This is a genomic window from Rhodophyticola sp. SM2404 (genome assembly GCF_053570515.1).
The window spans coordinates 1-24,855 of sequence record NZ_JBSEDL010000002.1 but is presented as its reverse complement, the minus strand read 5'-3'; the positions used below and the strand labels follow the sequence as shown (position 1 = coordinate 24,855).

Here is a 24,855-nt window from a genome sequence, read left to right as displayed (position 1 = left end):
CGGGTGGCTTAGACGCGTCGATAGGGGCGTCTTGGCGCTTCGCCACGGGCCATCATCAGATGCTCATGCAGCGGTGGCATGACCAGAAGTGCGAAACCTGTTTGCGAGAATAAAAACAGCATCATCGGCACCCAAAGCAGTGCCATGGCAACGCCAAACCCGCCTGCGATGCGCTGTGCGCTGTCGCGGTCGGTGACGCGGTTGAGAAGCAGCTCATACAGATAGCCGCCTTCCAAGGGGCGCACGGGCATCAACGAGATCAGCAGCAGGAATAAATTCACCTCGGCGGCCATCGCAACAGCATGGTCGAGGCCAAAGGGGGCCAGAATAGGGGCGAGGATCATTCCCGCAGCCCAAAGCGACAGATAGCTTAACGGCCCCATCATCACGATGAATTCTTCGGCCTCGGCAGGTACGGGTTCATGTTCGCAATAGCTGCCCGCGCCATAGATCAGGACGCGCTCAACGGGAATGGCCTGCACATGCGCGGCCCATGCCTTGGCCAGCCCGCCAAAGGTGACGGAGACAAAGATCAGCATCAGGAAAAGCATAGCATCGACCAGCCCCACATTCTGCCGGATCAGCGGCAGCAGCAGGACGGCAAGGAAAAAGATGGTCGAGCCGATATGCAAGGGCACACCACGTGGACCATCAAGGTCCAGTATCACATTGTCATGCCGCATCTTTCACACCTGTTTGGCCCGTCCGATTCGGATCGGGCCTTCCTTAAAGCCTCTGTTGGGTTAACCAATTGGCAGGGAATTCAGGCGGATTTCGCACGAATTATGGCGCAGATTGCGGCCATGTTGAGGAAAAGAAACGCCCCGCTGGCAAAGCTCGGCCGGGCGTTTGAATGGTTTTAGGCGGATTTATCGGGCCTCAGCGGCCCCGAATGCGCGGATCGAGTGCGTCGCGCAGACCATCGCCGATATAATTCACCGACAACACCGTCAGCGAGATTGCCAAGCCCGGCCAGATCACCCGTTCGGGGTTTTGTTGCAGCCAGTCGGTCGCATCAAACAGCAAGCGGCCCCAAGTTGGAAAATCGCTTGGGAAGCCGAGGCCAAGGAAGGACAAGGCGCTTTCGGTGATGATCGCATTGGCAATGCCAAGCGTGGCCGAGACCATGATCGGCGACATCACATTTGGCAGAACATGGCGGGTGATCATGCGACGTGACGGCGTGCCGATGCTTTTGGCAGCCAGCACGAATTCACGCTCTTTCAAGGCCAGCACATCACCGCGCACAACGCGGGCGGTTTGCATCCAGCTTGTGATCCCGATGACGAAGACGATCAGGATGAAGATGCCCCCCTCAGGCCCGAAGGCTGCGCGCAACTGGTCACGGAAGAGCATGATGATCACCAGCAGAAGCGGCAGCAAGGGCAGCGCAAGGAAGAGATCGGTGGTGCGCATCAAGATGCCATCAAGCTTGCGGAAATAGCCCGCCAAAACGCCGATCAGCGTGCCAAGCAGCAGCGAGAGCAACATCGCGGTCAACCCCACAGCGATCGAGGTCTGCCCGCCCATCATCATCCGCGCGAATGTATCACGGCCCAATTGATCGGTGCCCAAAGGATGGGTCCAAGAGGGGCTCGAATTGCGGGCGCGGATATCGATATATTGCGCATCAATGGTCCAGACGAGCGGGCCCAGAAACACGAAGAGCAGAATGAAGATGAAAAAGGCCAGCCCCATCAAGGCGCCTTTATGGGTCTTGAACTGGTCCCAGACATCCCACCACTGGTTGCGCGGCGCGCGGTAGGTTTCCAACTCGACTGCGGGTTTTGCGGTATCAGTCATAGCGGATCCTCGGGTCAAGAACGCCGTAGAGAACATCGGCAAGAAGATTGAAGAGAACGATCAGGACAGCGAAGATAAAGCTCACGGTTTGAACTACGGGAATATCTCCGCCCTGAATGGCGATGATCAGCAATTGGCCAATGCCATTTACCTTGAAGACCTGCTCGGTGATGATCGCGCCGCCAAAGACGGATGGCACATTCAGCGCGATCACCGTGATCACGGGGATCAGCGAGTTGCGCAACACATGGACCAAAACCACGATCTTTTCGGTCAGGCCCTTGGCGCGCGCGGTGCGCACATAATCCTGATTGAGGTTATCAAGCATCGAGGCGCGCATGAAGCGGCTGATCTGGCTGGCATTATAAAGGCCCAACACCATCACAGGCATGATGATCTGTTTGATCTGGACGATGAAACTATCCCAATCCGTCACCTCATGGGTGGTGTCATAGACGCTGGGGAACCAGCCAAGATGCACCGCAAAAATCACGATGAACAAAACGCCTGTGAAAAAGGTGGGAACCGAAAAGCCAAGCATGGAGATGAAGGTGCCGACCTGATCGAAGACCGAATATTGCTTATAGGCCGAGATGATGCCGATCGGCAGCGCGATCAGAATGCCGACCACATAGGAGGTGCCCACAACCCAGAGCGTCTGGGGCATGCGCTGCATGATCAGCTCCATCACGGGGCTGCGCGTCTGGTAGGAGATGATGCGCGGGCCATCTGGGGCGACCTCAAGCCCTGTCCAGCCCTGTATCAGATGCAGCGGCTCGTCCCACATCATGAGTTTGAGCCATTTGAAATACTGGAAGAATAGCGGGTCATTCACGCCGAGGCTTTCGCGGATTTGTTCGCGGACCTCGGGCGGGATCGTCATTGGCAGACCCGCGGTCGGGTCCGAGGGCGACAGTTTCACGATCAGAAAGATGATGAAACTGATGAACAGAAGCGTCGGTATCGCCAGCAGCAATCGGCGGATTGTAAAGGTCAGCATAGGGCGGCGCCTCGGTTCATCAGTTTTCTATTTCGGGAAATCGGGGGAAAGGCGGCACGCCCCCGAAGGGACGTGCCAAGGTCGTGGATCGCGCGATTACTCGGTGCGATGCCAATCCATGATGTTCCACAGCTCGCTGTCCCAATCGGACATGCGGATACCTGCCAGTGTATTGGCATGGGCGGATACACCACCACGGTGGATCAATGGGATGATCGAGTAGGACTGAACGAGCATGTCGTTCATCTCACGTGCCAGACGGCCACGCTCTTCGAGATCGGCAGTGCCTGCCATCTCGACGATCAGGGCGTCATATGCAGGGTCACAGAAACGCTGCATGTTCGATCCCTGCCACTGGCTTTCAGGGCTTGGCCATTCCGAGCAGGACCAGTTCGCCATATAGGCCTGTGGGTCCACACCAGCGAAGTTGTTGGTGTACATCTCGACATCGGCAAAGAACTTCTGGAACGTGTCAGGCGATGCAGGATCACCCCCAAAGAAGACCGAGGCGTCGATATTGCGCAGTTCGGTATCAATACCGATCTCCGACCACCACTGCTTGACCAGCGCTTGCGTGTCCTGACGGACGGCATTGGTCGAGGTCTGGTAGAGAACACTGATTGGAACGCCATTGGCTTCGCGGATGCCATCACCATCGGTATCCATGTAACCCGCTTCATCCAGAAGCGCATTGGCACCAGCGATGTCTTGTACGAGGCATGCGTCATTTGCAGTCGAAGCATAGAGCGCAGGCGCTGGAAGCACGTTACAGGTTGGCTGACCACCAGCACCATAACCGATTTCAACCAGAAGCGCGCGGTCGATGGCCATCGACATGGCTTGCCCGATGATCGGGTCGGTCAGGAAGGGGTGTGGCCCACCTTCCGCTGTTGCGCGAAGATCGCCCAAAGCAGCGTCAGGGTTGGTCTGGTTGAGATGCAAACGCTCGACCGAGGTGCCGAAGGCGGTCACAACAGTGCCAAGGCCTGCAGCTTCCATCTCGGAGAGAATGGTCGGGTCGATCTGGAGGTTCCACGCATAGTCAAACTCGCCGGTTTCAAGAACCGAACGGGCCGCCGCTGCTGCATCGCCGCCACCTTTGAAGGTCACAGATGCGAAATAGGGACGATCAGGGAAACGGAAATTATCATTTGCAACCAGTTCGATCACGTCATTTGGTCGGAACTCGGAGACAACGAAAGGACCAGTGCCGATCGGGCCGAAATTGGCCTCGGTGCATTCAGGGGCACGCGCGCCAAGACAATCGGCGAATTGTGCGGCCTGAATAATCGGGCTCTCGGAGCCGACAAAGGCTGTATAGGGGAACGGCGTGGGGTTTTCGAAATTCACACGCACCGTGCTGTCATCGATGGCTTCCACACTGGTCACACCATCGAAATAGCTGGCCTGCGCACAACCGCCTTCAGGATGGGTGCAGTATTCCCATGTGAAGATCAGGTCGGCAGGCGTCAAAGCGGTGCCATCCGACCATGTAACGCCTTCGGCGATTGTCCATGTGATGGAGGTCAGGTCTTCGGCAATGCCGCCATTTTCAACGGTCGGAATATCCGCAGCCAGCCAAGGCACCATGGTGCCGGACTCGTCGAAACGTGCCATCGATTCCAGAACCAGCGAGGCTGATTCAACTTCCTTGGTGCCACCCGACAGATAGGGGTTCAGCGTAGAAGGGGCTTGCCAATAGATGATATTGAGATGTCCTGATGACCCGCGGGTCATGTGGCCATCGGCCATTGCCGCAAGCGGTGCCAGCGCAAGCGCTGCTGCCGTTCCGGCCAATAGATGCTTCATTTTCATTTGGTACTCTCCTTGTTGGATGCTCACACCTTTGATGCTGCTGTTTGTTCAGCAGTCATTTTTGTGTCGTTATGCAGGTGGCAGGCCACAAAACGGCCGGGTTGCACCTGACGAAATTCGGGGTCTATCTCGCGACAGATATCCATGGCCTTGGGGCAGCGCGTACAAAAATTGCAGCCCTTGGGCGGGTTCGCGGGCGAGGGCACGTCGCCTTGCAAAATGATCCGCTCCGCATTTTCATGGCTTGCGGGATCAGGCTCGGGCACCGCTGATAGCAGCGCCTCGGTATAGGGATGAAGTGGCGCTTCATAGAGCGGGTCGCGCGGGGCCAGTTCCACCACTTTGCCCAGATACATCACCGCCACCCGATCCGCGATATGGCGCACCATCGACAGGTCATGGCTGATGAACAGATAGGTCAGGCCAAGCTGTTCCTGCAAATCCTCCAGAAGGTTCACGACCTGTGCTTGGATAGAGACATCAAGCGCCGCAATCGGCTCATCACAGACAATGAATTTCGGGTTCAGCGCCAAGGCGCGGGCAATGCCGATGCGCTGGCGCTGGCCGCCCGAAAACTCATGTGGATACCGGTTTGCGAAATCGCGGTTCAGACCCACCGCATCCATCAATTCGTAAATCCGCTCAAGACGTTCATCTGCCGAGAGCTTGGTATGCTCCATCAGCGGCTCGCCAATAATGCCCGCCAATGTCATGCGCGGATTGAGGCTGGCCTGCGGGTCTTGGAACACCATCTGCATGGTGGGGCGCATCTTGCGCAGATCATCAAAAGGCGCATTCGCGATTTGCACGCCATCCACCATGATCGAGCCATCGGTCGGCTCATACAACCGCAGGACGGCGCGGCCACAGGTGGATTTCCCACACCCAGATTCGCCCACCAACCCGAGGGTTTCGCCCTCATAAATATCGAAGCTCACCCCATCCACGGCTTTCACATCGCCCGTATGCTTGCGGAAGATGCCCGTATGGATCGGGAAATACATCTTGAGGTCTTTGACCTCGACCAGCTTTTTGGCATCGGTGAAATCAAACATTGCGCGGCGCCCCCTTTGCGGCATCCCAGAAACAGGCCGCGTCATGCTCAGGGCCGACATCGATGCGTTTTGGGTTTTCGGTGGCGCAGCGATCAAATGCATTCGGGCAGCGGTCACGGAACGGGCAGCTGGAGGGGGCAGCACTCAAGATCGGTGGCTGGCCTTGGATCACCTGCAGGCGATCAGCGCGGTCCCCGCTCACGCTTGGTACGGTCTCGAGCAGCATTCTGGTGTAGGGATGTTGCGGGTTGGCAAACAGCTCTTTCACAGGGCCCTGTTCAACGACCTGCCCGCCATACATCACCATGACGCGATCCGCGATGCCCGCGATCACGCCCAGATCATGGGTGATCCAGACAATCGCCATGCCAAGTTTCTGGCGCAGGTCTTTGACCAGTTCCAGAATTTGCGCCTGAATCGTCACATCCAGCGCCGTTGTCGGCTCATCTGCGATCAAAACTTTGGGGTCGCAGGCCAAGGCAATCGCGATCATCACGCGTTGGCGCATACCGCCCGAGAATTGATGCGGGTAATCCGCCAGCCTGCGATCCGCATCGGGAATACCGACCAATTCCAGCAGCTCAATCGCGCGAATGCGGGCGGCTGATTTATTCAGCCCCATATGCTTGCGCAGCGGCTCCATCACCTGAAAGCCCACATTGAACACAGGGTTGAGCGAGGTCATCGGGTCTTGGAATACAAAGCCGATTCTCGCGCCGCGAATGGCGCGCAATTCGTCATCCGTGGCGGTCAGAAGGTCTTTGCCTTCAAAGATTACCTCACCATTTCGGATTTCTGCGGGGGGTGTTGGGAGCAGCTTGATCAGCGACATCATGGTCACGGATTTGCCCGAACCAGATTCGCCCACCACCCCCAAAAGCTCCCCAGGTTTGAGGTGGAAGCTCACATCATTGACCGCGTGGACTTCTCCACGTCGCGTTTTGAAAACGGTGTTCAGGCCCTTGACATCAAGGACTGAGGCGGTGCCTCGATCAAGCATCAAACGACGCTCCTTACCCTGTTGCATGTCCGTCATCTCAGTCGGATGCGGATCATTATGCCCTTCACGCTATCACGGAAATTCGATCCGGCAATACAGAATGATTAGCAGCCTGTTCTGTTTTTGATCAAATGCTCAAATTCTACGCGCATATACTTGACGGTTGATCAATTCAGGCACAGGGTCAGCGTAACGCATCATCGGAGACGCCAATGGCCACCGTTCTATCCGCGCGGGAACTGCTTGAAAAACTTGTATCTTTCCCCACCGTCAGCCGCGACAGCAACCTGCCTTTGATCGATTGGGTTGAGGATTATCTTGGCACGCATGGCATCCATTGCCAGCGCGACTATAACCTCGAAGGTAACAAGGCGAGCCTTTATGCCCATATCGGACCCGAGATTGACGGGGGCGTTATTCTATCGGGGCATACCGATGTTGTGCCCGTGGATGGGCAGGCTTGGGTCACGGACCCTTTCGCCGTTACGGAAAAAGACGGCAAGCTTTATGGGCGTGGCACCTGCGATATGAAGGGGTTTGATGCCTTTGCGATCTGGGCCGCCGTCGAGGCGAAATCACGCGGCGTGTCGCGGCCCATTCAGCTATGCCTGTCGCGGGACGAGGAAATCGGCTGCACAGGCGCGCCACCGATGATCGAACATATGCAGGGCCGCATCCCGCGCGCTGCACTGGCCATAATCGGAGAGCCGACGGAAATGGGGATTGTGACAGGCCATAAGGGTGGCCTTGGGTTTGATCTGCATTTCAAGGGTTTCGAGGTGCATTCCTCGCTGCAGCATACTGGCGTCTCTGCGATCATGGAGGGGGCCAAGCTGATTGATTGGGCCAATCGCATGAATGATGAAAATCAGGCAAAGGCCGATCCTGAAAATGGCTATGAGCCGCCTTGGACCACGCTGCATGTCGGGATGATTGAAGGCGGCACAGCGCATAATATCACGGCCAAGGATTGCCAATTCGTCCTATCCGCGCGCTGCATCCCGAATGAGCCGCTGGAAGAGTGGCGCGTCAAAATTCGTGCCGAGATCGCGCGGATCGAGGCGGGTATGAAGGCCATCCGCCCCGAGGCCGAGATTGTTGTGGATGAACGCTGGGAAGTGCCCGGATTGGTGGCCGAAGAAGATGGTGAGGCCGAAGGTCTCGTGCGTCAGCTCACAGGTCTGAATGCCCGAAATGTAGTCAGTTACGGGACAGAGGCGGGTCAATTTCAGGCAGCGGGCTATTCTTCTATTATCTGTGGTCCTGGAAATATTGCCCAAGCCCATCAACCCAACGAATATCTCAGCCTTGAGCAATTCGCGCTTGGTCAGCAATTCATGGACCGATTACTGGACACACTCGCCTGAAGGAGCAGTGACACAAGATGCCCGTCAAAAACCGCCTTGCCGAAATGGCCTCCGAGATCACCGAGTGGCGCCAGCATCTGCACCGCAACCCCGAGCTGATGTATGAGGTCCATAAAACGGCAGCTTTCGTGGCTGAAAAGCTGCGCGCCTTTGGCTGTGACGAGGTTGTGGAAGGCATCGGGCGCACGGGTGTGGTGGGTGTGATCCATGGCAAATCCAAAGGGTCTGGCCGCGTGGTTGGCCTGCGCGCAGATATGGATGCGCTGCCCATTCATGAGGAAACAGGCCTTGAATATGCCTCCCTGATCGAAGGCTCGATGCATGCATGCGGCCATGACGGTCATACCTCCATGTTGCTAGGGGCTGCCAAATACATGGCCGAGACCCGCAATTTCGATGGCTCGGTTGTGCTGATTTTCCAACCTGCCGAAGAAGGCGGGGCAGGGGCCAAGGCGATGATAGATGACGGCTTGATGGACCGTTTCGGCGTGCAGGAGGTCTATGGGCTGCATAACGAACCGGGAATTCCGGTTGGCACCATGGTGACCTGCCCTGGCCCGCTTCTTGCGTCCTCGGATGAGTTCGAAATCAAGGTGACGGGTGTGGGCGGCCATGCCGCCGAGCCGCATCGCACAGTTGATACCACGCTTGTTGCTGCACAAATTGTGGTCAGCCTCCATTCCATCGTGTCGCGCAATATCGACCCGCTCCGCTCGGTCGTGCTGACGGTTGGCACCTTCAGCACAGATTCAGGGGCCTCGAATGTCATTGCGCACACGGCTGTGATGGAAGGCACCGTGCGCTGCCTTGACGAGGGGGATCGCGCCGTGGCCGAGGCGCGCGTGCGCCGTGTGGCCGAGGATACGGCCAGCGCCTTTGGTGCGCAGGCCGAGGTGATCTGGATGCCGGGCTATCCCGTGACAGTCAACACACCCGAAGGCGTTGAGCGTGCCGTCGATGCCGCCCGCGCGGTCATGCAGCATGTCGATGGCAATTCCCTGCCGATCATGCCATCCGAGGATTTCTCATATATGTTGCAAGAGCGTCCCGGCGCGTATCTCTTTCTTGGCAATGGGGATAGCGCCATGTGCCACCACCCGAAATATAATTTCAATGATGATATCATCCCCTATGGGTCCAGCTTTTTCGCCGAATTGGTGGAACGCCGGATGCCATCGGCCTGACCCTTCCCACCGACAGGAGAGACCCCATGCCCGTCAAGAACCGCTTTGCCGAATTGTTGCCCGAGATCACCGAATGGCGCCGCGATTTGCATGAAAACCCCGAAATCCTATTCGAGACACATCGCACCTCGGCCATTGTGGCAGACAAGCTCAAGGCCTTTGGCTGTGATGAGATCGTGACAGGGATCGGGCGGACAGGCGTTGTGGCCATCATCAATGGCAAGACCAACACATCGGGCAAAACCATCGGTCTGCGCGCCGATATGGATGCATTGCCGATCCATGAGGAAACGGGTCTGGATTATGCCTCCAAGACGGATGGCGCGATGCATGCCTGCGGCCATGACGGGCATACGGCCATGTTGCTGGGGGCTGCGAAATATCTGGCCGAGACGCGCAATTTTGATGGCAGGGTCGCCGTGATCTTCCAGCCTGCCGAAGAGGGCGGCGGGGGCGGTCGCGAGATGGTCGAAGACGGTATGATGGAGACCTTCAAGATTGATGAAGTATACGGCATGCACAATTGGCCTGGTCTGCCCACGGGGCAATTCGCGATCCGTTCAGGCCCGTTTTTCGCAGCGGCTGATCAATTCGATATCTATGTGACGGGTCTGGGTGGCCATGCCGCCAAGCCGCAAGAGACGATCGATACCACGGTTGTGGCCTCCCATATCGTGATCGCGCTTCAGTCCATCGCCAGCCGCAATCTGGACCCTGTGAAACAGCTTGTTGTTTCGGTCACAGGCTTTGCCACAGGCTCGATGGCGCATAATGTGATCCCCGAGACTGTGCATCTCAAAGGCACCGTGCGCACCATGGACCCCGATGTTCAGGATATGGCCGAAAAGCGCCTTACGGAAATTGCCGAGGGCACAGCCGCGATGATGGGCGGCAAGGTTGAGGTGGATTACCGCCGCGGCTATCCTGTGATGGTCAATGCCGACGCCCAAACAGAATTCGCAGCCGAGATCGCCAAATCGGTATCAGGCAGTTGCGAAGATGCCCCCTTGGTCATGGGCGGCGAGGATTTCGCCTTTCTGGCCAATGCGCGCCCGGGTGCCTATATCCTTGTGGGCAATGGCGACACGGCGATGGTTCATCACCCAAAATACAATTTCAATGATGAAGCGATCCCTGCGGGCTGTTCATGGTGGGCCGAGATTGTCGAGAAACGCCTGCCAGCTGCGTAAAGGACATTAAGATGTGGGAAGATCGTTACGCCGCTGAGGATGGGTTCCTGTTCGGGCGCGCGCCAGCCGCATTCCTTGCTGAAAACCCGTGGCTGACACAAGGCGCCGAAAGCGCGCTTTGCGTGGCCGATGGCGAAGGGCGCAACAGTGTCTGGATCGCGGGTCAGGGGCTTGATGTTACCAGCTTTGATCTGTCATCCACCGCTGTCGCCCGCGCCAATGGGCTGGCCGCTGAGCTTGGGGTGTCGCTTAGCGCCCATGTCTCGGATTGGGAGGCATGGGACTGGTCGCGCCAGTTCGATATGGTCGTGGCGATCTTTATTCAATTCGTAGGGCCCGATGGCCGCGCCCGTCAATTCGAGACGCTTAAACAGGCCGTCCGTCCGGGGGGACGGATTGTTATGCATGGCTATACGCCTGAGCAGATTGAGCTTGGCACAGGCGGCCCACCCTCGGCGGCCAATATGTATACGCCCCAGATGCTTGCGCAGGCTTTTGATGGATGGACGATTGAACGCTTGGCCGCTTATGAGCGCGAGGTTCAAGAAGGCCGTGGCCATTCAGGACGCTCGGCCCTGATTGATTTGGTCGCGCGTAAACCTGAATAGGGTGCTAGCCGCCCGTATGGCTCATATGCCGTGAGACCTGACCATCCACCGTCTGGCGGGAATAGTCGAAATCATGGCCTTTGGGCTTGCGGGTGATCGCATCACGGATCGCGGTCTCAAGCACTGCATTGTCGCTTGAGGCACGCAATGGCGCGCGCAGATCGGCCATATCCTCTTGGCCGAGGCACATATAAAGCTGGCCGGTGCAAGTCAGGCGCACACGATTGCAGCTTTCGCAGAAATTATGCGACAGCGGCGTTATAAAGCCGATCTTTTGCCCGCTTTCTTGAAGCTGGACATACCGCGCAGGCCCGCCTGTGCGCTCGGCCAGATCGATCAGGGTGAATTTCTTGGCCAGTCGCGCGCGCAGATCATTGAGTGACCAATATTGATCAAGACGGTCCTCATTGCCCAAATCCCCCATTGGCATCACTTCGATGAAGGTCAGGTCCATCTTCTCGCGCGCGCACCACTCTTGCAGGGTGAACAGCTCGTCTTCGTTGAACCCCTTCAGGGCAACCGCATTGATCTTGATCTTGAGACCTGCCGCCTTGGCAGCCTTGATCCCCTCCAGCACTTGGGGCAGCCGCCCCCAGCGGGTGATCTCGGCGAATTTCGTGTCATCCAATGTATCAAGCGAGACATTCACCCGCCGCACACCCGCCGCGTAAAGCTGCTCGGCAAAGCGGCCAAGCTGGCTGCCATTGGTGGTCAGCGTCAACTCCTCCAAAGCGCCTGATTTCACATGCTCGCCCATGGCCTCGAAGAAGGTCATGATATCGCGGCGCACCAAAGGCTCACCCCCCGTGATCCGCAGCTTTTTGACGCCCATATTGATGAAGGTGGAACACATGCGGTCCAGCTCCTCCAGCGTCAGAAGCTCCTTCTTGGGCAGGAATGTCATGTTCTCGGACATGCAATACACACAGCGGAAATCGCAGCGATCAGTGACCGAGACACGCAGATAGGAAATCGCGCGTGCAAAGGGATCGATAAGTGGAGGCGTGGTCGTTGTCATGGCGGAAACCTAGTGGGCCTGAGACAGCGCTGCAAGGCCTGTCGCAGGCTACTCCATGCCTTTGCGAATACGCCGCACGATCAGCCAGACAAACAGCACAACAGGGATGACGGCCATGCCCGTGACCAGTGTCTTGGACAGGCCCGCCGCCTCGGCCATTGGCGCGAGGATATAAACCACAAGATTGACCGCGTAATAGCTGATCGCCACGACCGAGAGGCCCTCAACCGTCTTTTGCAATCGCAATTGCAGGGCTGCGCGTTCATCCATGCTTGCCAGCAATTGCTGGTTCTGGGCGGAACGGTCCACATCAACCCGTGTTCTGAGCAGATCGCCCGCGCGAATGGCGCGTTCGGTCATTTGCTGCAACCGCCGCTCGGTGGATTTGATCGTGCGCATCGCAGGGTCAAAGCGGCGCATCATGAATTCGCCAAAGGTTTGCCGCCCCAGAAAACGCTGCTCGCGCAGCACTTCGATCCGCTGGTTCACCAAGGCTTCATAGGCGCCCGTTGCGCCAAAACGAAAGGCGGTTTCGGTCTGGATTTTTTCCAGCTCGGCCGCGATGGATAAAAGCTGGCTGAGGGTTTCATCAGGCTTGGACAGATCGCCCGTCATATCGCTGACCAGTTGCGTGAGATCCTCGTCAATCTCGCCCATACGCCGCCCGATTTCGCGCGCGCGTGGCAGGCCCAACATGGACATGGCTTTATAGGTCTCGATCTCGCAAATGCGTTGGACAATGCGGCCTTTGCGGCGCTCGCCTGTATCGCTATGGGTGAACAGGGCAAAGCGCATATGGCCTGCGCTATCAATCCTGAAATCACCTGCCAGTATCGCCGTGTCATCCAGCACATGGCTGACTGCAAGGCTTTCAGGCACGAACCATTCCGACAGCATCTCTTCGATATCGGCGCTTTTTTTCGGTGCAGCCGTGATTTTGATATGGGCCGAGGTGATGCGCTGACCGGGTGCGGCTTCCAGCCAGTCTTCAGGGAATATGTCCCAATTGGCTGGGTCAAAATCGCGCTGCGTCCCGTTTTCCATAAAGGCTGTGTAGGACACGAACTCCGTATGCATTTCCCATTTCAGGCTGAATTTTCCCAAATTGCCGAAATAATGCGTGGCATCGGGTTGCGGATGCTGGACCCCGAAGCGATCCAGCAATTGCAGCAAATGCGCGCGGTCAAGATCACGGTCGCGCTGAGCGGCATCCTTTGGCTGTTTGAAGGCCACAAAAAGGGCCTGCCCCAGACCTTTGAGCGAAGGAAACGGGCGCGCGTGAAGCTCATTGGCCAGCGCATACCTTAACGGATGGTCTTCAATCGGCGGCATAATTTTGTTTTTCCAAATCTTTCCTGCCTCATGAGATACCCTGAAAATTCCGCAAGTAAACCAAAAATGCTATATAAAACCGTAACTTGGCGGCATGCATTGGCATGCTGACCCGGCTGTACAGCTGGGAGGCTGGCCATTCCGCGCCTTAAACAGGGTCAGGTGACCGCCTGCCTTGCGTGAAATTCAGGGCGATCCCAAAGACGGTTTTGCATGATATCACTGATATGGCTGACGGCGGCATCAACCTCTGCGTCCCCGATGAACAGGGGCGTGAAGCCAAAACGCATGATATCTGGCGCGCGAAAATCACCAACAACCCCGCGCGCAATCAGCGCTTGCATCGCGGCATAGCCATGCTCGAACCGAAACGAGACCTGACTGCCGCGCAGGTCGGGATCACGGGGCGAGGCCAGCACAAGATCAGGACAGGCCGCTTCAACCCCCGCGATGAAACGTTCGGTCAATGCGATGGATGCGGCACGGATATCGGCCATCTCGACCCTATCCCAGATATCAAGCGCCGCTTCCAAAGCGCGCATTTGCAAAATCGCGGGCGTCCCGATCCGCATCCGCGCAATGCCGCCCCCGGGGCGGTAGTCGGGATCAAAGGCGAACGGGGCTTCATGACCTAACCAGCCGTTCAAGACAGTATGGGCCGTGTCACTATGGCGGGGGGCAACATAGATGAAGGCGGGCGCACCTGGCCCGCCATTGAGGTATTTATAACTGCACCCCACAGCGAAGTCGGCACCAGCACCTGCAAGATCAACCTCGATGGCCCCTGCGGAATGCGCCAAATCCCAAATCGTGACGATGCCACGCGCCTGCGCCAATCGTGTAAGCCGTGCCATGTCATGTTTGCGGCCCGTGCGGTAATCCACCTCCGTGAGCATCAATACAGCCACATCGTCACCAAGCGCGCTCTCAACCTCTTCCGGCTCCACCACACGAAGCGCGTAATCCCCGCCCAAGCTCTGCAACAATCCTTGCGCCATATAGAGATCGGATGGAAAATTCCCCCGATCCGACAACACAACGCGGCGCGGGGTCATCGCCAATGCCGCCCCCAATGCCTGATAAACCCTGAGCGACAGCGTATCGCCCACAACAACCGATCCAGCCTCGGCGCCAATCAAACCCGCAATGCGATCGCCGAGCCGCTGCGGCAAATCCATCCAACCCGCCTTGTTCCAACCCGTAATCAGCATGTCCCCCCATTCGGCGTCCATAGACGCGCCCACCCGCTCGGTCGCGGCTTTGGGCAAGGGGCCCAGAGAATTGCCATCGAGATAGATCATCCCGTTGGGCAGATGGAACATCTCGCGGGTGGCTGCAAAATCACTCATGATATTCTTTGCTTTCCAAATACTTTGGGGGTGCGGGGGCAAAGCCCCCGTTGGGTGCTCATTATCAAAACCCTGCGTATGTGTTGAGCGTGGATTTCGTATTTTTGGAAAGATGAAATCTGTTCCTTCAGGACACTTGCCCGCCCGCGATCTGGATCGTCTGACCATTCACCGAGCGCGCGGCATCCGAGCAGAGCCAGAGCGCGCTGGCTGCAATCTCATCCACCTCAAGCAGGGTTCTATGCCGATTGCCTTTTGCCAGATAGGCGCGGGCGTCTTCATTCGAGATACCTTGCCGTTGCGAAATCTCTGCAGCGTTGCGGGTCACGATAGGGGTATCCACATAGCCGGGGCAAAGCGCGTTAAAGGTCATTTTGCTGCCCATATATTCCTCCGAGAGGCCGCGGATCAGGCCGATAACGGCGTGTTTCGAGGCTGTGTAGGCAACGGCACCTTTCAGCCCGCGCACGCCTGCGATGGAGCTGATGGCGATGACACGTCCCCAATCATCGCGGGCCAAGCTTTCCATGCAGGCTTGGATCGTGAGGAAGCAACCGTCGAGATTGGTGGCCATGATGCGCCGCCAATGGGTCATATCGATCTTGGACCATGCCATGGGCTCGGCCAGCCCTGCATTGGCCACGCAAATTGAGATGGGGCCGCGCGCCTCACAGGCCGATTTGATACCAGCGCGCAGATTGCTCTCATCTGTGACATCCATTGCAAGCGGGTGGAGGCGGGGATTGTCTTGGGCGATATCGCGCAAGCGAGCCTCGTCGCGGCCGGTGATGGTGACATTGGCCCCTTGCTCGGCGAGAGCATGTGCGATGGCCAAGCCAATGCCCGTGCCGCCGCCTGTCACAAGCGCATGACGCCCTTGATGCTCCATTCCGCTACCCTCCCTTGGTGCTTCGCAAAGCCTAGCGGTCTGGAAAGGCGCGACAAGGGTGTATTTGCGTCTGCTAGAGTTCGGTTGTAGAAAGGCTGCTGGACGAGGGGATTGCATAAGTTGCGCGGTATACCATTGTGCACGCAATAAATTGTCGCGAGCCGCGTTGTGAAGCGCGCTCGAGCTTGGTATGGGACATTCCGAGGGATAATTAAGAGGGATTTCGCGTGAAAATTGGCGCTCCTAAAGAGATTGAACCGGGCGAATCGCGGGTAGCGATGACGCCTGAGAGTGCAGCTCAGCTGCAAAAACTGGGCTATGACTGCGTTGTCGAAACTGGCGCTGGTGTCGCGGCAGGTTTCTCGGATGCGGCCTATAAGGCGGCTGGTGTGCAGGTCGTGAAGACGGCAGCGGCGCTGTGGAAAGCGGTTGATGTGGTCGCCAAGGTGCGCCCGCCGCTGGAGGCAGAGATCAAGCGCTTCAAGGAAGGCCAGCTTCTGATCTCCTTCTTTTATCCTGGTCAGAATGAAGAGCTGATGGAGCTTGCCAAATCCAAGGGCGCGAATGTGATCGCGATGGATATGGTGCCGCGTATCAGCCGCGCGCAGAAAATGGATGCGCTTTCCTCGATGGCCAATATCGCGGGCTACCGCGCGGTGATCGAAGCGGGCAATAATTTCGGCCGTTTCTTCACCGGACAGGTGACCGCTGCCGGTAAAGTGCCCCCCGCCAAGGTTTTGGTCGTGGGCGCTGGTGTTGCAGGGCTTGCCGCGATCGGAACGGCGACCAGCCTTGGCGCGATCACCTATGCTTTTGATGTGCGTCCCGAAGTGGCCGAGCAGATTGAATCGATGGGGGCCGAGTTTGTCTTCCTTGATTTCGAAGACAGTCAGGACAGTGCAGCGACTGGTGGCTATGCGGCCCCTTCCAGCCCTGAATTCCGTGAAAAGCAGCTTGAGAAATTCCGCGAGCTTGCCCCCGAGATCGACATTGTCATCACCACGGCCCTGATCCCCGGACGCGATGCGCCTGTGCTCTGGACCAAGGACATGGTCGAGATGATGAAGCCGGGCTCGGTGATTGTCGATTTGGCCGCCGAGCGCGGTGGCAATTGCGAGCTGACACAAATGGATGAGCGGGTTGTCTCGGATAATGGTGTGGTCATCGTCGGCTATACCGATTTCCCGAGCCGCATGGCCGCGCAATCCTCGACGCTTTATTCCAACAATATCCGCCACATGATGACGGATTTGACCCCTGAGAAGGATGGTCAGGTCAATCACAATATGGAGGATGATGTGATCCGCGGGGCGACTGCGGTCTTTGGCAGTGAAATCACCTTCCCGCCGCCGCCACCCAAAGTGGCCGCGATTGCCGCAGCTCCTAAAAAAGAAAAAGCCAAAGAGTTGACGGCTGAAGAAAAGCGCGCCGCTGAAACTGAAGCCTTCAAGACCCAAACCCGCAATCAGGTTGGCCTTTTGGCCGTTGGTGCGGCTTTGGTGCTGGGTGTCGGCTTGATCCCAGGCATGCCTGCAAGCTTCATGCAGCACTTTATTGTCTTTGTGTTGTCGGTCTTTATCGGGTTTCAGGTCATCTGGAATGTGGCGCATTCGCTGCACACCCCTTTGATGGCTGTGACCAATGCGATTTCCTCGATCATTATCCTTGGTGCGCTGATCCAGATCGGATCCTCCAGCGCCTTGGTCACGATCCTTGCTGCACTTGGCATCTTCATGGCGGCCGTGAATATCTTCGGCGGCTTCCTTGTCACTCGGCGCATGCTCGCCATGTTCCAGAAATCTTAAGGGGGCAGGCGAAATGGAAAACGCATTTACCATCGCGGCCTATGTTGTTGCCGCAATCTTGTTCATCCTGTCACTGGGCGGGCTCTCGGGCCAAGAAAGTGCCAAGCGAGCGGTTTGGTATGGCATCACTGGCATGGCAATTGCTGTCTTTGCCACAATCGTTGGACCGGGTTCGGGGCTTTGGCTTTTGTCATTGGTTCTGATCGCCTTGGGCGCAGGCGTTGGTTATCAATTGGCCACCAAGGTCGAGATGACCCAGATGCCTGAGCTTGTGGCGATCATGCATAGCCTTGTCGGTCTTGCGGCTGTCTTTGTGGGCTTCAACGCGCATATGCAGATCGAGCTGATTACATCGATCTTCAACGAAGCCGAGCTGGCCTTCCCTGTTGCGGGTCATGCCGCTGATCAGGCCGCACAACATGCTGGATTGATGGATGGGCTTTCGGCTTTCGGGCAGCTCATTGCCAAGAAAAGCAGCGTCGAGATCGGCATTTTGCGGGTCGAGCTGGTGCTTGGTATCTGGATCGGTGCTGTGACCTTTACGGGCTCGGTCATTGCTTATGCCAAACTGTCGGGCAGCTCCTCGCTTCTGCCGTTCTCGATTGATACGGGCGCAAAGAAACTGCCTGGCGGTCATTTCCTGAATGCAGGCGCGGCTGCTCTGTCTGCGCTTTTGTTGGTGATCTATCTTGCCAATGGCGGCACTTGGGCGCTGATCCTGTTGGCTTTGGCAGGTCTGTTCATCGGCTACCATCTGATCATGGGGATCGGCGGGGCGGATATGCCCGTGGTTGTGTCCATGCTGAATTCCTATTCGGGATGGGCGGCGGCTGCGATCGGCTTCTCGCTTGGCAATGATCTGTTGATCGTTGTTGGTGCTTTGGTTGGCTCCTCGGGCGCGATCTTGTCCTATATCATGTGTAAGGCGATGAACCGCTCCTTTGTCAGCGTCATCTTGGGCGGGTTCGGCACCACATCCGGCCCCGCGCAAGAGATTGAGGGAGAGCAGGTGGCAATTGATGTGGACGGCGTTGCCGCCGCGTTGAACGAGGCCGATAGCATCGTCATCATTCCGGGCTATGGCATGGCGGTCGCACAGGCGCAGCAATCTGTGTCGGAATTGACGCGCAAGCTGCGTGCGGCTGGCAAAAACGTCCGCTTTGCGATCCATCCTGTGGCGGGCCGTTTGCCTGGCCATATGAATGTTCTGCTGGCCGAGGCGAAAGTGCCTTATGACATCGTGCTGGAAATGGACGAGATCAATGATGACTTCCCCTCGACGGATGTGGCCATTGTTATCGGCTCCAATGACATCGTGAACCCCGCCGCCCAAGAGGACCCGAATTCCCCCATCGCGGGCATGCCGGTTCTGGAATGCTGGAAGGCGAAGCAGGTCTTTGTATCCAAGCGTGGTCAGGGCACGGGGTATTCTGGCATCGAGAACCCGCTTTTCTATAAAGAGAATACGCGGATGTTCTATGGCGATGCGAAAGCATCCATCGACAGCCTTCTGCCCAAGGTCGACTAAGACCCGCAGGCAGACGTATCGTAAACGGGGCGGCCTTGCGGGGCCGCCCTTTTTGCTGTGAGGTGTCGGATGAGGGCGCGGGCGCGCGCATCCTTAGCGTCACTTGGTTCGGGATCGGCAGCATGGCTTTGGAAAATATTGTGGATATGGAGCGCCACCCGATCGGGCGGGTGGAGTTCGGGGCCAGATGCAATACAGCGCTGGATCGTGACGGGGTCTTGGTGCTGCAAGGATTCATCCGCCCTGACGCGCTGGCCGAGATGCGAAAGGAGGCCGAGGCAAGCCAAGATCGGGCCTATTTCTGCGCGCAGGATCACTCGGTTTATCTCACACCTGATGATGCGAGCTTTGCGCCTGAGCATCCCGCCAATCGCAAGGTTGTCTCCTCTAAAGGCTGCATCTGCGATGATGTTCTGGATGCAACTTCGCCCTTGCGCCGCCTCTATGATGACAGCGTCTTTCGGCAGTTCATATGTGCTGCCACCGCTCAAAGCGAAGTGCATCCCTATGCCGACCCGCTGTCTTCCATCAACATCCATTACGCCAATCGTGGGCAGGAGCTTGGCTGGCATTTCGACAATTCTTCCTTCGCCACGACATTGCTTATCCAGAAGCCCGAAGCGGGAAGCCGTTTCGAGTACATCAAGGATCTGCGGGATGCCGATGCGGGCGAGATGAATTATGAGGGCGTCGCGGCCCTACTTGATGGCAAGGTCACGCCGCAGGTCCTACAGATGGAACCGGGCGATCTGGTGTTGTTTCGCGGGCGAAACTCAATCCACCGTGTTTCGCCCAATGAAAGCGATACCACCCGCATGCTGGCGGTTCTGGCCTATAATTCCGAGGCTGGGGTGGAGCTGTCACCCAATGCGCGGATGACCTTTTACGGACGTTTAACGTAACAGGCCCAAGCTGCCCCGCACCCGCTTTCACTTCGTCAGGATCAACTTGCCAGCCCGCGTGATGCGCAGGGTATAGGTCTTGTCATCCAGCGTGATCAGCGCCGTGCCGTCTTCGCCGGTCAGGGCATGTGCCTCATGTATTGGCAGGCGGGAATGGGGGTGGGGTGCGCCTTCGGGATGAACGGTGGAGGACGGATATGACATCTACACTAGGTCTCGTGTTGAATTGGTAGGAGTGAGCTCAGCTTTGCCGAATCTCGCTTTGAATGTCAATTCTGACTTTTTTTGTCGGATTAAGCTTTTTACGCGGCGACACGCGCTTTCAAAATACCCACGCGCGCTCTGACCTCGTCGCGGATTGGCCCGTTGCGGGGTGCATCGCGCAAGGTGGTGAACCAATGCTCGGGCGGGGCTTTGCCTGCGCGCGATTTTTCCCAAACCAAATCGCGCAGCACGGCCTCTCCCTCAGGGGGGAGGCGCTCGGGGATGTCGAAGCCATTCATATTGGCCCAAATCCCCGTCCAAAGCCTGCCGACCGACCACGGGTTATACCCGCCGCCGCCAAGCACCAGCAGCCTTGGGCAGCCCAAGCCCATAAGGGCGCGCAGGACGGCCCAATGCGCGTTATTGGACAATGTCAGCCGCGAGAGAGGGTCTTCCTCAACGGCATCGGCCCCGCATTGCAAAACAATCGCGTCAGGGGCAAAGCCGTCAATGGCAGGCAGGATCAGCTCCTGCGTGATCATCGCCATCTCGCTGTCATTAAAGCCGCGCGGCACTGGCAGGTTCAGGCAATTGCCGCCGCCATCTTCCTCCAGCTTGCCCGTAAATGGCCACCGCCTTTCCTCGTGAATCGAGATCAAAAGGCAATCGGGGTCACCCGCCAATCCATGCTCCACACCGTCGCAATGATGCGCGTCGATATCGAGATAGACGATCCGTGTTGCACCCGCGCGGCGCAGTGACAGGATCGCAAGGACAGGATCATTGAGATAGCAAAACCCGTTGGCACGGTCGGGCAGCGCGTGATGCGTGCCTCCGCCCGGGTGGTAGATCATCCCGCCTTTGGCCAGCAGCTCGCCTGCCAAAAGCGCACCGCCAGCCCCTGTTGCGGGCCTGCGGAACATCTCGGGGAAGATCGGGTTGGATACCGTTCCCAGCCCGTGCCGTCTCTGTGTTTCCTCGCTGGCATGCTGCGTTGCCTCACAGTCTTGCAAGGCGCGCAGATAGTCAGGGCTGTGCCAGATCGACAACGCTTTGGCTTTTGCGCGGGGGCTGGTGCGGAACTGTTCGCGCGGCAACCACCCCATGGCACGGGACAGGTCCATTACCGTGGACACACGCGGCACCCGCAAAGGATGCCATGCCCCATAGCTGGAGCCGCGGTAAATCTCCGATCCGAGAAAAAGGGGTTTGGTCAGCGCAGTCACTGCGCCAGCATCGCCTCGATTGCGCCGGTGATCTGCCCGCTCATCGGGCTGGTTCTGCTGCCCCATGTATCCATAACCTGCCCCTCGCCATCCAACAAAACCTTGTTGAAATTCCAGCGCGGGCGGAAGTCGTGATCTTGATCAAGCCATGCAAAAAACGGATGCGCATCAGGCGCGCGGATACGGGTGATTTCGGTCATTGGCAGGGTCAGGTTGAAATTCAATTCGCAGAATTCGGCGACATCTTCCTCTGTGGCCAATTCCTGCGCGAAATCATCCGAGGGCACCGCCAAAACGACAAGCCCGCGTGGGCCATAAGCATCATGCAGGGCCTGTAATTCGTCATATTGCGGGGTGAAGGCGCAGAGCGACGCCGTGTTTACCACCAAAACAGGCTGCCCCCGCCAATCCGAGAGAGCATATTCCCCGCCATCAATAGAGGCAAAGCGGAAATCATCCGCCGCAAAACCCATGATCGGCACGAGGCTGAACAAAAAAGAGGCAATGGATATGCGAAAAAGATGGGGCATTGGGCGGTCTCCGATCAGTTTTTAACCTATGTCGCGACAAGATGCGGTCAAGCGGCGTGATATTGATAGTCTCGTTACATAGAATCGCATAATTTGGTGGGAGGTTTGTATATTCCCACCAAATCATGCGATTATAGGCTCAAATGAGCAGTTTATTGACCCATCAGGCCCCATTAAAACTGGGCAGCGCTGCAAAGCGCGACCCGCGTATTCAATGCGCGGCCTTATGCTATCGCGTGAAGAAATCGGGTGCGGTCGAGGTCTTGCTGGTCTCCTCTCGGGAAACGGAACGCTGGATTGTGCCCAAGGGCTGGCCGATGAATGGCAAGACCCCTGCGGAGGCTGCAGCCGTTGAGGCATGGGAAGAGGCTGGGGTAAAAGGCAGGGTTATTGATCTGTGCATCGGGCTCTATTCCTATAATAAAGTGCTTGATGACGGGTCGGCGCTGGCCTGTGTGGTCACAGTTTTCCCGATCCGCGTAAAAACCCTTGAGGATGTTTTTCCCGAGGCGGGCACGCGTAAACGCAAATGGTTCAAACCTGCGAAAGCGGCCAAAAAGGTGCGTGAGAAAAGCCTCAAACGCCTCGTGGAAAATTTTGACCCTTCGGGTTTTCACAAGACCAAGTGACACCCTTTCGACAGGGGGTGCTGATCTATCTGCCGCTTGAATCTGCGGGGTAAGACTATAAGTATCGGCTCTCATGATCAGATACCGATTGAAATGTTCCCAAGATCACAGCTTTGAAAGCTGGTTCCAATCCGCCGAGGCCTTTGAGGGGTTGGCGGGTAAGGGGCTGGTTGCCTGTGCGATCTGCGGGGATAGTGATGTCACCAAAGCGATCATGGCCCCCAATCTGTCCCGCAAGGGGGACGCGGGCAAAGACGCGCCAACCTTGGCCGAGCCGTCGCATCCTGCGGAACAGGCCTTAAAGGACATGCGCGAAAATCTGGAAAAGAACTCCACCTATGTGGGGGGCAAATTTGCCGATGAGGCGCGCAAGATCCATCTAGGCGATGCACCTGAGCGCCAAATTCACGGCGAGGCCAAGCCTGAAGAAGCCAAAGCCTTGATCGAGGATGGCGTCCCCATCCTGCCGATCCCGTTCTTGCCCAAATCCAAAGCTAATTGAGTCGATATAGAGCCACTATCTGAGGGTAAACGCCCAAGGCGCGAGGTCTAGGTCACGGAAATGCCCATGGCGGCGTATTCGGCGGCATCCGCTTCATCCGTGGTGCGTTCGATCTGTTTGATCAGGGGCGATTGCGCGATCATTTGCGCGATATGGCTGTCGGGCACACCCTTGGCCTGCAAGCCTGCCACCTGTTTCTTGGCCTCGGGCGGTAGGGATTGGGTATAGAGTACCTGAGTCAGCGCCTCATAGGGCACAGCGCCCGCGGCGCGCAGGGCTTGCAGCCGCGCGTCATAATCTGCGCGGGCTTTGAGCCCATCCAAGCGCGCCTGATGAAACGCCTCTGCACGGGTTTGCAACTCGGCAAGCAGGGGGTCAGCAAGATAGGCATCGCGCTTGTCCTTGAGCGCTTTCAGATGCTGTTTCAGCCCGTCTTGGGGGGCCTCATTCCGATCAAAGATCGCGAAATAGGCAGGGTCATATTTGCCCGTCTTATTATTCACATTCCCTCGGAGATCGCGCAGCAGGAAATTCTCAAGACTGCGAGTCGCGAAATGTTTCACCTCGGCCAGATCATACCCGACCGTATGCGTCGAGGAACGCCAAGCCTCGGCCTTGAAGCGCTTGGTCAGCGGGCGGCCTGAGCCATTGACCCATAGCTGGTCCAGCAAAGCGGCCTCCCGCTGGGGGGAGGTTTTACGCTGCTTGATGCTGGGGCGGTGGATGCCGAATTTCATATTCTCAAAAGGGCGGAACAGGGTTTTCACGCCCCAACCTTTGCGGAAATCATCGCGCGCACCGCGTGCATACTGCGCGGTCACAAGGCCTGGGTTCCATGCCTCAAGCCCGTTTGAGCCCATGATCCGCCATGTCAGGGCAAGGGCATCCGTGCCCTCAGGCAAAGCCTCCAACAGGTCGCGCAGGTGGCCATCGCCCCTTTTGATATGCAGGAATTCATCGGCATCCATCACAAGCACCCAATCGCTTTGGGTGATGGCTGGGTTTTTCTCGGCGAGGGTCAGGGCGTTGGGCTGGGGTTTCTTTCCCTCAGGCACCATATTGGGGAAAGCGCGCAACTCGCCCATTTCCTCAAGACGCGCAAGCATCTGCGATGTGCCATCTGAGCAATCGTTGAAATAGACGCAGATATTGTCAAACCCGATAAGCCGATGGAACGCCACCCATTCCAGCAAATAGGGGCCTTCATCCTTCATCATGGTGACAATGGTTGCGGTATGCGGGGCGTTTGCCATCGGGCCTCAAAGGTCTTTGTTCGTTTTGAGCAAGGATGTCTGGCATAGGCGCAACGGGCAAGGTGAATTTGCCCTCATTGCAAATGCCCGATGTTGTCTCCACCCTTCTTCTGTGGTCCCTTATGGGCAAGAAAAAAGCAAGACAGGCACGCTTGAATGGCGGTTCGCATCCCTAAAATCATGGGCCATATCTGGATTGGCCCGAAACCTATGCCCAAAGACTGGATGCGGTCTTGGCCGGAGATGCATCCCTCATGGGAATATCGCATCTATGACAATGACTTCTTGATGCGCTTTCCGTTCCGCACGCGAAAACTGATCCATGAGTATTTCTCGCGGGGGGAATATGCGGGTGTGCAGGATTTGATGCGCTATGAAATCCTCTATGAATACGGGGGTTTTATGGCCGATGCGGATGCTATTTGTCAGCATCCGGTTGACGAATTGCTGACCGAGAAATGCGCCTATACCGTCTATGACAGAGCTGAAGAAGTGTGAGCAGCCCCACATGAGTGGTCCAATTTGAAAGTTAGTGCATGATCGGCCTTTGGTCCATCGGGATGATGGCTTCGGGCGCTGGTGGGCGGTAGCCCAATGCACTGTGTGGTCGCTTGGTGTTGTAGTGTTTCCTCCAGCTTTCGATGATGATTTGTGCTTCGCGCAACG

26 protein-coding genes are annotated in these 24,855 nt (G+C 57.2%); 11 read left to right on the top strand and 15 right to left on the bottom strand.

The window, feature by feature from the left end; all coding sequences use genetic code 11:
• Positions 1 to 8 precede the first annotated feature (8 nt).
• On the bottom strand, positions 9 to 683 hold the full coding sequence (locus tag ACTYEO_RS03095; RefSeq protein ID WP_449322254.1) for a hypothetical protein: 675 nt from the start codon (positions 681 to 683) through the stop codon (positions 9 to 11).
• Between ACTYEO_RS03095 and ACTYEO_RS03090 the strand changes: the two genes are divergently transcribed.
• Positions 675 to 863, top strand: a complete 189-nt coding sequence (locus ACTYEO_RS03090) for a hypothetical protein (RefSeq protein ID WP_449322253.1) — start codon at positions 675 to 677, stop codon at positions 861 to 863. The two genes, ACTYEO_RS03095 and ACTYEO_RS03090, sit on opposite strands and share 9 nt — an antisense overlap.
• Before the next feature lie 16 nt (positions 864 to 879).
• Here ACTYEO_RS03090 and ACTYEO_RS03085 read toward each other — a convergent pair whose 3' ends face one another.
• The 5 genes from ACTYEO_RS03085 to ACTYEO_RS03065 form a co-directional block, all read right to left on the bottom strand.
• Positions 880 to 1,803 carry an ABC transporter permease gene (locus ACTYEO_RS03085; RefSeq protein ID WP_449322252.1) on the bottom strand — a complete coding sequence of 308 codons (924 nt, stop codon included), beginning with the start codon at positions 1,801 to 1,803 and terminating at the stop codon, positions 880 to 882.
• Positions 1,796 to 2,803, bottom strand: a complete 1,008-nt coding sequence (locus tag ACTYEO_RS03080; RefSeq protein WP_449322251.1) for an ABC transporter permease — start codon at positions 2,801 to 2,803, stop codon at positions 1,796 to 1,798. The genes ACTYEO_RS03085 and ACTYEO_RS03080 overlap by 8 nt, the downstream gene beginning before the upstream one ends.
• Positions 2,804 to 2,899: 96 nt before the next feature.
• Complete coding sequence (locus tag ACTYEO_RS03075; RefSeq protein ID WP_449322250.1) at positions 2,900 to 4,618, bottom strand: peptide ABC transporter substrate-binding protein; 1,719 nt, start codon at positions 4,616 to 4,618, stop codon at positions 2,900 to 2,902.
• A 23-nt stretch (positions 4,619 to 4,641) separates the two neighbouring features.
• The gene (locus tag ACTYEO_RS03070) at positions 4,642 to 5,673 is read right to left on the bottom strand and encodes an ABC transporter ATP-binding protein (protein ID WP_449322249.1); all 1,032 of its coding nucleotides are present in this window, start codon (positions 5,671 to 5,673) and stop codon (positions 4,642 to 4,644) included.
• Positions 5,666 to 6,700 carry an ABC transporter ATP-binding protein gene (locus ACTYEO_RS03065; protein ID WP_449322248.1) on the bottom strand — a complete coding sequence of 345 codons (1,035 nt, stop codon included), beginning with the start codon at positions 6,698 to 6,700 and terminating at the stop codon, positions 5,666 to 5,668. Before ACTYEO_RS03065 ends, ACTYEO_RS03070 begins: the two co-directional genes overlap by 8 nt.
• A gap of 185 nt (positions 6,701 to 6,885) precedes the next feature.
• Here ACTYEO_RS03065 and argE point away from each other — a divergent pair, with 185 nt between their 5' ends.
• Genes argE through ACTYEO_RS03045 form a run of 4 tightly spaced genes read left to right on the top strand, consistent with a single transcriptional unit; the run spans position 6,886 to position 11,022 of the window.
• Positions 6,886 to 8,040, top strand: coding sequence for an acetylornithine deacetylase (gene argE / locus ACTYEO_RS03060; RefSeq protein ID WP_449322247.1), 1,155 nt, complete (start codon positions 6,886 to 6,888; stop codon positions 8,038 to 8,040).
• Positions 8,041 to 8,057: 17 nt separating this feature from the next.
• Positions 8,058 to 9,224 (top strand): M20 aminoacylase family protein, encoded by a 1,167-nt coding sequence (locus ACTYEO_RS03055; RefSeq protein WP_449322246.1) that lies wholly within the window; start codon positions 8,058 to 8,060, stop codon positions 9,222 to 9,224.
• Between the two features lie 26 nt (positions 9,225 to 9,250).
• Entirely contained in the window at positions 9,251 to 10,414 is a 1,164-nt protein-coding gene (locus ACTYEO_RS03050) for a M20 aminoacylase family protein (RefSeq protein ID WP_449322245.1), read from the top strand.
• 11 nt (positions 10,415 to 10,425) lie between these two features.
• Positions 10,426 to 11,022, top strand: a complete 597-nt coding sequence (locus ACTYEO_RS03045; protein WP_449322244.1) for an SAM-dependent methyltransferase — start codon at positions 10,426 to 10,428, stop codon at positions 11,020 to 11,022.
• A 4-nt stretch (positions 11,023 to 11,026) separates the two neighbouring features.
• Here ACTYEO_RS03045 and moaA read toward each other — a convergent pair whose 3' ends face one another.
• From moaA to ACTYEO_RS03025, 4 genes are all read right to left on the bottom strand, one after another.
• Entirely contained in the window at positions 11,027 to 12,040 is a 1,014-nt protein-coding gene (gene moaA / locus ACTYEO_RS03040; protein WP_449322243.1) for a GTP 3',8-cyclase MoaA, read from the bottom strand.
• Between the two features lie 48 nt (positions 12,041 to 12,088).
• Complete coding sequence (locus tag ACTYEO_RS03035) at positions 12,089 to 13,372, bottom strand: DUF3422 family protein (protein WP_449322242.1); 1,284 nt, start codon at positions 13,370 to 13,372, stop codon at positions 12,089 to 12,091.
• Between the two features lie 158 nt (positions 13,373 to 13,530).
• Positions 13,531 to 14,721 (bottom strand): kynureninase, encoded by a 1,191-nt coding sequence (gene kynU / locus ACTYEO_RS03030; RefSeq protein WP_449322241.1) that lies wholly within the window; start codon positions 14,719 to 14,721, stop codon positions 13,531 to 13,533.
• 127 nt (positions 14,722 to 14,848) lie between these two features.
• The gene (locus ACTYEO_RS03025) at positions 14,849 to 15,610 is read right to left on the bottom strand and encodes an SDR family NAD(P)-dependent oxidoreductase (RefSeq protein WP_449322240.1); all 762 of its coding nucleotides are present in this window, start codon (positions 15,608 to 15,610) and stop codon (positions 14,849 to 14,851) included.
• A 227-nt stretch (positions 15,611 to 15,837) separates the two neighbouring features.
• Here ACTYEO_RS03025 and ACTYEO_RS03020 point away from each other — a divergent pair, with 227 nt between their 5' ends.
• From ACTYEO_RS03020 to ACTYEO_RS03010, 3 genes are read left to right on the top strand one after another with little or no spacing between them, the layout of a single operon-like run.
• Positions 15,838 to 17,415 carry a Re/Si-specific NAD(P)(+) transhydrogenase subunit alpha gene (locus ACTYEO_RS03020; protein WP_449322239.1) on the top strand — a complete coding sequence of 526 codons (1,578 nt, stop codon included), beginning with the start codon at positions 15,838 to 15,840 and terminating at the stop codon, positions 17,413 to 17,415.
• A gap of 13 nt (positions 17,416 to 17,428) precedes the next feature.
• Positions 17,429 to 18,943: an NAD(P)(+) transhydrogenase (Re/Si-specific) subunit beta gene (locus ACTYEO_RS03015; protein ID WP_449322238.1), complete on the top strand. Its 1,515-nt coding sequence runs from the start codon at positions 17,429 to 17,431 to the stop codon at positions 18,941 to 18,943.
• Between the two features lie 35 nt (positions 18,944 to 18,978).
• Complete coding sequence (locus ACTYEO_RS03010; RefSeq protein ID WP_449322237.1) at positions 18,979 to 19,845, top strand: HalD/BesD family halogenase; 867 nt, start codon at positions 18,979 to 18,981, stop codon at positions 19,843 to 19,845.
• 27 nt (positions 19,846 to 19,872) lie between these two features.
• On the opposite strand, the gene hemP is transcribed toward ACTYEO_RS03010, so the two are convergent.
• The 3 genes from hemP to ACTYEO_RS02995 all read right to left on the bottom strand — a co-directional run bounded on the left by hemP (position 19,873) and on the right by ACTYEO_RS02995 (position 21,805).
• Positions 19,873 to 20,049, bottom strand: coding sequence for a hemin uptake protein HemP (gene hemP, locus ACTYEO_RS03005; RefSeq protein WP_449322236.1), 177 nt, complete (start codon positions 20,047 to 20,049; stop codon positions 19,873 to 19,875).
• Positions 20,050 to 20,147: 98 nt separating this feature from the next.
• Positions 20,148 to 21,341 carry an acetoin utilization protein AcuC gene (locus ACTYEO_RS03000; protein WP_449322235.1) on the bottom strand — a complete coding sequence of 398 codons (1,194 nt, stop codon included), beginning with the start codon at positions 21,339 to 21,341 and terminating at the stop codon, positions 20,148 to 20,150.
• Positions 21,272 to 21,805: a glutathione peroxidase gene (locus ACTYEO_RS02995; RefSeq protein WP_449322234.1), complete on the bottom strand. Its 534-nt coding sequence runs from the start codon at positions 21,803 to 21,805 to the stop codon at positions 21,272 to 21,274. Before ACTYEO_RS02995 ends, ACTYEO_RS03000 begins: the two co-directional genes overlap by 70 nt.
• A 143-nt stretch (positions 21,806 to 21,948) precedes the next feature.
• Between ACTYEO_RS02995 and ACTYEO_RS02990 the strand changes: the two genes are divergently transcribed.
• Together ACTYEO_RS02990 and ACTYEO_RS02985 are read left to right on the top strand one after the other, a co-directional pair.
• Positions 21,949 to 22,434, top strand: coding sequence for an NUDIX hydrolase (locus tag ACTYEO_RS02990; RefSeq protein ID WP_449322233.1), 486 nt, complete (start codon positions 21,949 to 21,951; stop codon positions 22,432 to 22,434).
• Between the two features lie 73 nt (positions 22,435 to 22,507).
• Positions 22,508 to 22,936, top strand: a complete 429-nt coding sequence (locus ACTYEO_RS02985; RefSeq protein WP_449322232.1) for a DUF1178 family protein — start codon at positions 22,508 to 22,510, stop codon at positions 22,934 to 22,936.
• Between the two features lie 47 nt (positions 22,937 to 22,983).
• Here the strand turns inward: ACTYEO_RS02985 and ACTYEO_RS02980 are convergent, their stop codons facing one another.
• Entirely contained in the window at positions 22,984 to 24,189 is a 1,206-nt protein-coding gene (locus ACTYEO_RS02980; protein ID WP_449322231.1) for a glycosyltransferase family 2 protein, read from the bottom strand.
• Positions 24,190 to 24,345: 156 nt separating this feature from the next.
• Here ACTYEO_RS02980 and ACTYEO_RS02975 point away from each other — a divergent pair, with 156 nt between their 5' ends.
• Positions 24,346 to 24,687, top strand: coding sequence for a glycosyltransferase family 32 protein (locus ACTYEO_RS02975; protein WP_449322230.1), 342 nt, complete (start codon positions 24,346 to 24,348; stop codon positions 24,685 to 24,687).
• Positions 24,688 to 24,718: 31 nt separating this feature from the next.
• Here the strand turns inward: ACTYEO_RS02975 and ACTYEO_RS02970 are convergent.
• Positions 24,719 to 24,855 (bottom strand): integrase core domain-containing protein (locus ACTYEO_RS02970; protein ID WP_449322648.1); only part of this gene is annotated, 137 nt, incomplete at its 5' end.

Excerpts from the sequence above, each read along its gene's own strand:
- ACTYEO_RS03090 (WP_449322253.1), top strand. The coding sequence starts at position 675 with ATGCCGCATCTTTCACACCTGTTTGGCCCGTCCGATTCGGATCGGGCC.
- ACTYEO_RS03095 (WP_449322254.1), bottom strand. The coding sequence starts at position 683 with ATGCGGCATGACAATGTGATACTGGACCTTGATGGTCCACGTGGTGTG.
- ACTYEO_RS03085 (WP_449322252.1), bottom strand. The coding sequence starts at position 1,803 with ATGACTGATACCGCAAAACCCGCAGTCGAGTTGGAAACCTACCGCGCG.
- ACTYEO_RS03080 (WP_449322251.1), bottom strand. The coding sequence starts at position 2,803 with ATGCTGACCTTTACAATCCGCCGATTGCTGCTGGCGATACCGACGCTT.
- ACTYEO_RS03075 (WP_449322250.1), bottom strand. The coding sequence starts at position 4,618 with ATGAAAATGAAGCATCTATTGGCCGGAACGGCAGCAGCGCTTGCGCTG.
- ACTYEO_RS03070 (WP_449322249.1), bottom strand. The coding sequence starts at position 5,673 with ATGTTTGATTTCACCGATGCCAAAAAGCTGGTCGAGGTCAAAGACCTC.
- ACTYEO_RS03065 (WP_449322248.1), bottom strand. The coding sequence starts at position 6,700 with ATGCAACAGGGTAAGGAGCGTCGTTTGATGCTTGATCGAGGCACCGCC.
- argE (WP_449322247.1), top strand. The coding sequence starts at position 6,886 with ATGGCCACCGTTCTATCCGCGCGGGAACTGCTTGAAAAACTTGTATCT.
- ACTYEO_RS03055 (WP_449322246.1), top strand. The coding sequence starts at position 8,058 with ATGCCCGTCAAAAACCGCCTTGCCGAAATGGCCTCCGAGATCACCGAG.
- ACTYEO_RS03050 (WP_449322245.1), top strand. The coding sequence starts at position 9,251 with ATGCCCGTCAAGAACCGCTTTGCCGAATTGTTGCCCGAGATCACCGAA.
- ACTYEO_RS03045 (WP_449322244.1), top strand. The coding sequence starts at position 10,426 with ATGTGGGAAGATCGTTACGCCGCTGAGGATGGGTTCCTGTTCGGGCGC.
- moaA (WP_449322243.1), bottom strand. The coding sequence starts at position 12,040 with ATGACAACGACCACGCCTCCACTTATCGATCCCTTTGCACGCGCGATT.
- ACTYEO_RS03035 (WP_449322242.1), bottom strand. The coding sequence starts at position 13,372 with ATGCCGCCGATTGAAGACCATCCGTTAAGGTATGCGCTGGCCAATGAG.
- kynU (WP_449322241.1), bottom strand. The coding sequence starts at position 14,721 with ATGAGTGATTTTGCAGCCACCCGCGAGATGTTCCATCTGCCCAACGGG.
- ACTYEO_RS03025 (WP_449322240.1), bottom strand. The coding sequence starts at position 15,610 with ATGGAGCATCAAGGGCGTCATGCGCTTGTGACAGGCGGCGGCACGGGC.
- ACTYEO_RS03015 (WP_449322238.1), top strand. The coding sequence starts at position 17,429 with ATGGAAAACGCATTTACCATCGCGGCCTATGTTGTTGCCGCAATCTTG.
- hemP (WP_449322236.1), bottom strand. The coding sequence starts at position 20,049 with ATGTCATATCCGTCCTCCACCGTTCATCCCGAAGGCGCACCCCACCCC.
- ACTYEO_RS03000 (WP_449322235.1), bottom strand. The coding sequence starts at position 21,341 with ATGGGGCAGCAGAACCAGCCCGATGAGCGGGCAGATCACCGGCGCAAT.
- ACTYEO_RS02995 (WP_449322234.1), bottom strand. The coding sequence starts at position 21,805 with ATGCCCCATCTTTTTCGCATATCCATTGCCTCTTTTTTGTTCAGCCTC.
- ACTYEO_RS02990 (WP_449322233.1), top strand. The coding sequence starts at position 21,949 with ATGAGCAGTTTATTGACCCATCAGGCCCCATTAAAACTGGGCAGCGCT.
- ACTYEO_RS02985 (WP_449322232.1), top strand. The coding sequence starts at position 22,508 with ATGATCAGATACCGATTGAAATGTTCCCAAGATCACAGCTTTGAAAGC.
- ACTYEO_RS02980 (WP_449322231.1), bottom strand. The coding sequence starts at position 24,189 with ATGGCAAACGCCCCGCATACCGCAACCATTGTCACCATGATGAAGGAT.
- ACTYEO_RS02975 (WP_449322230.1), top strand. The coding sequence starts at position 24,346 with ATGGCGGTTCGCATCCCTAAAATCATGGGCCATATCTGGATTGGCCCG.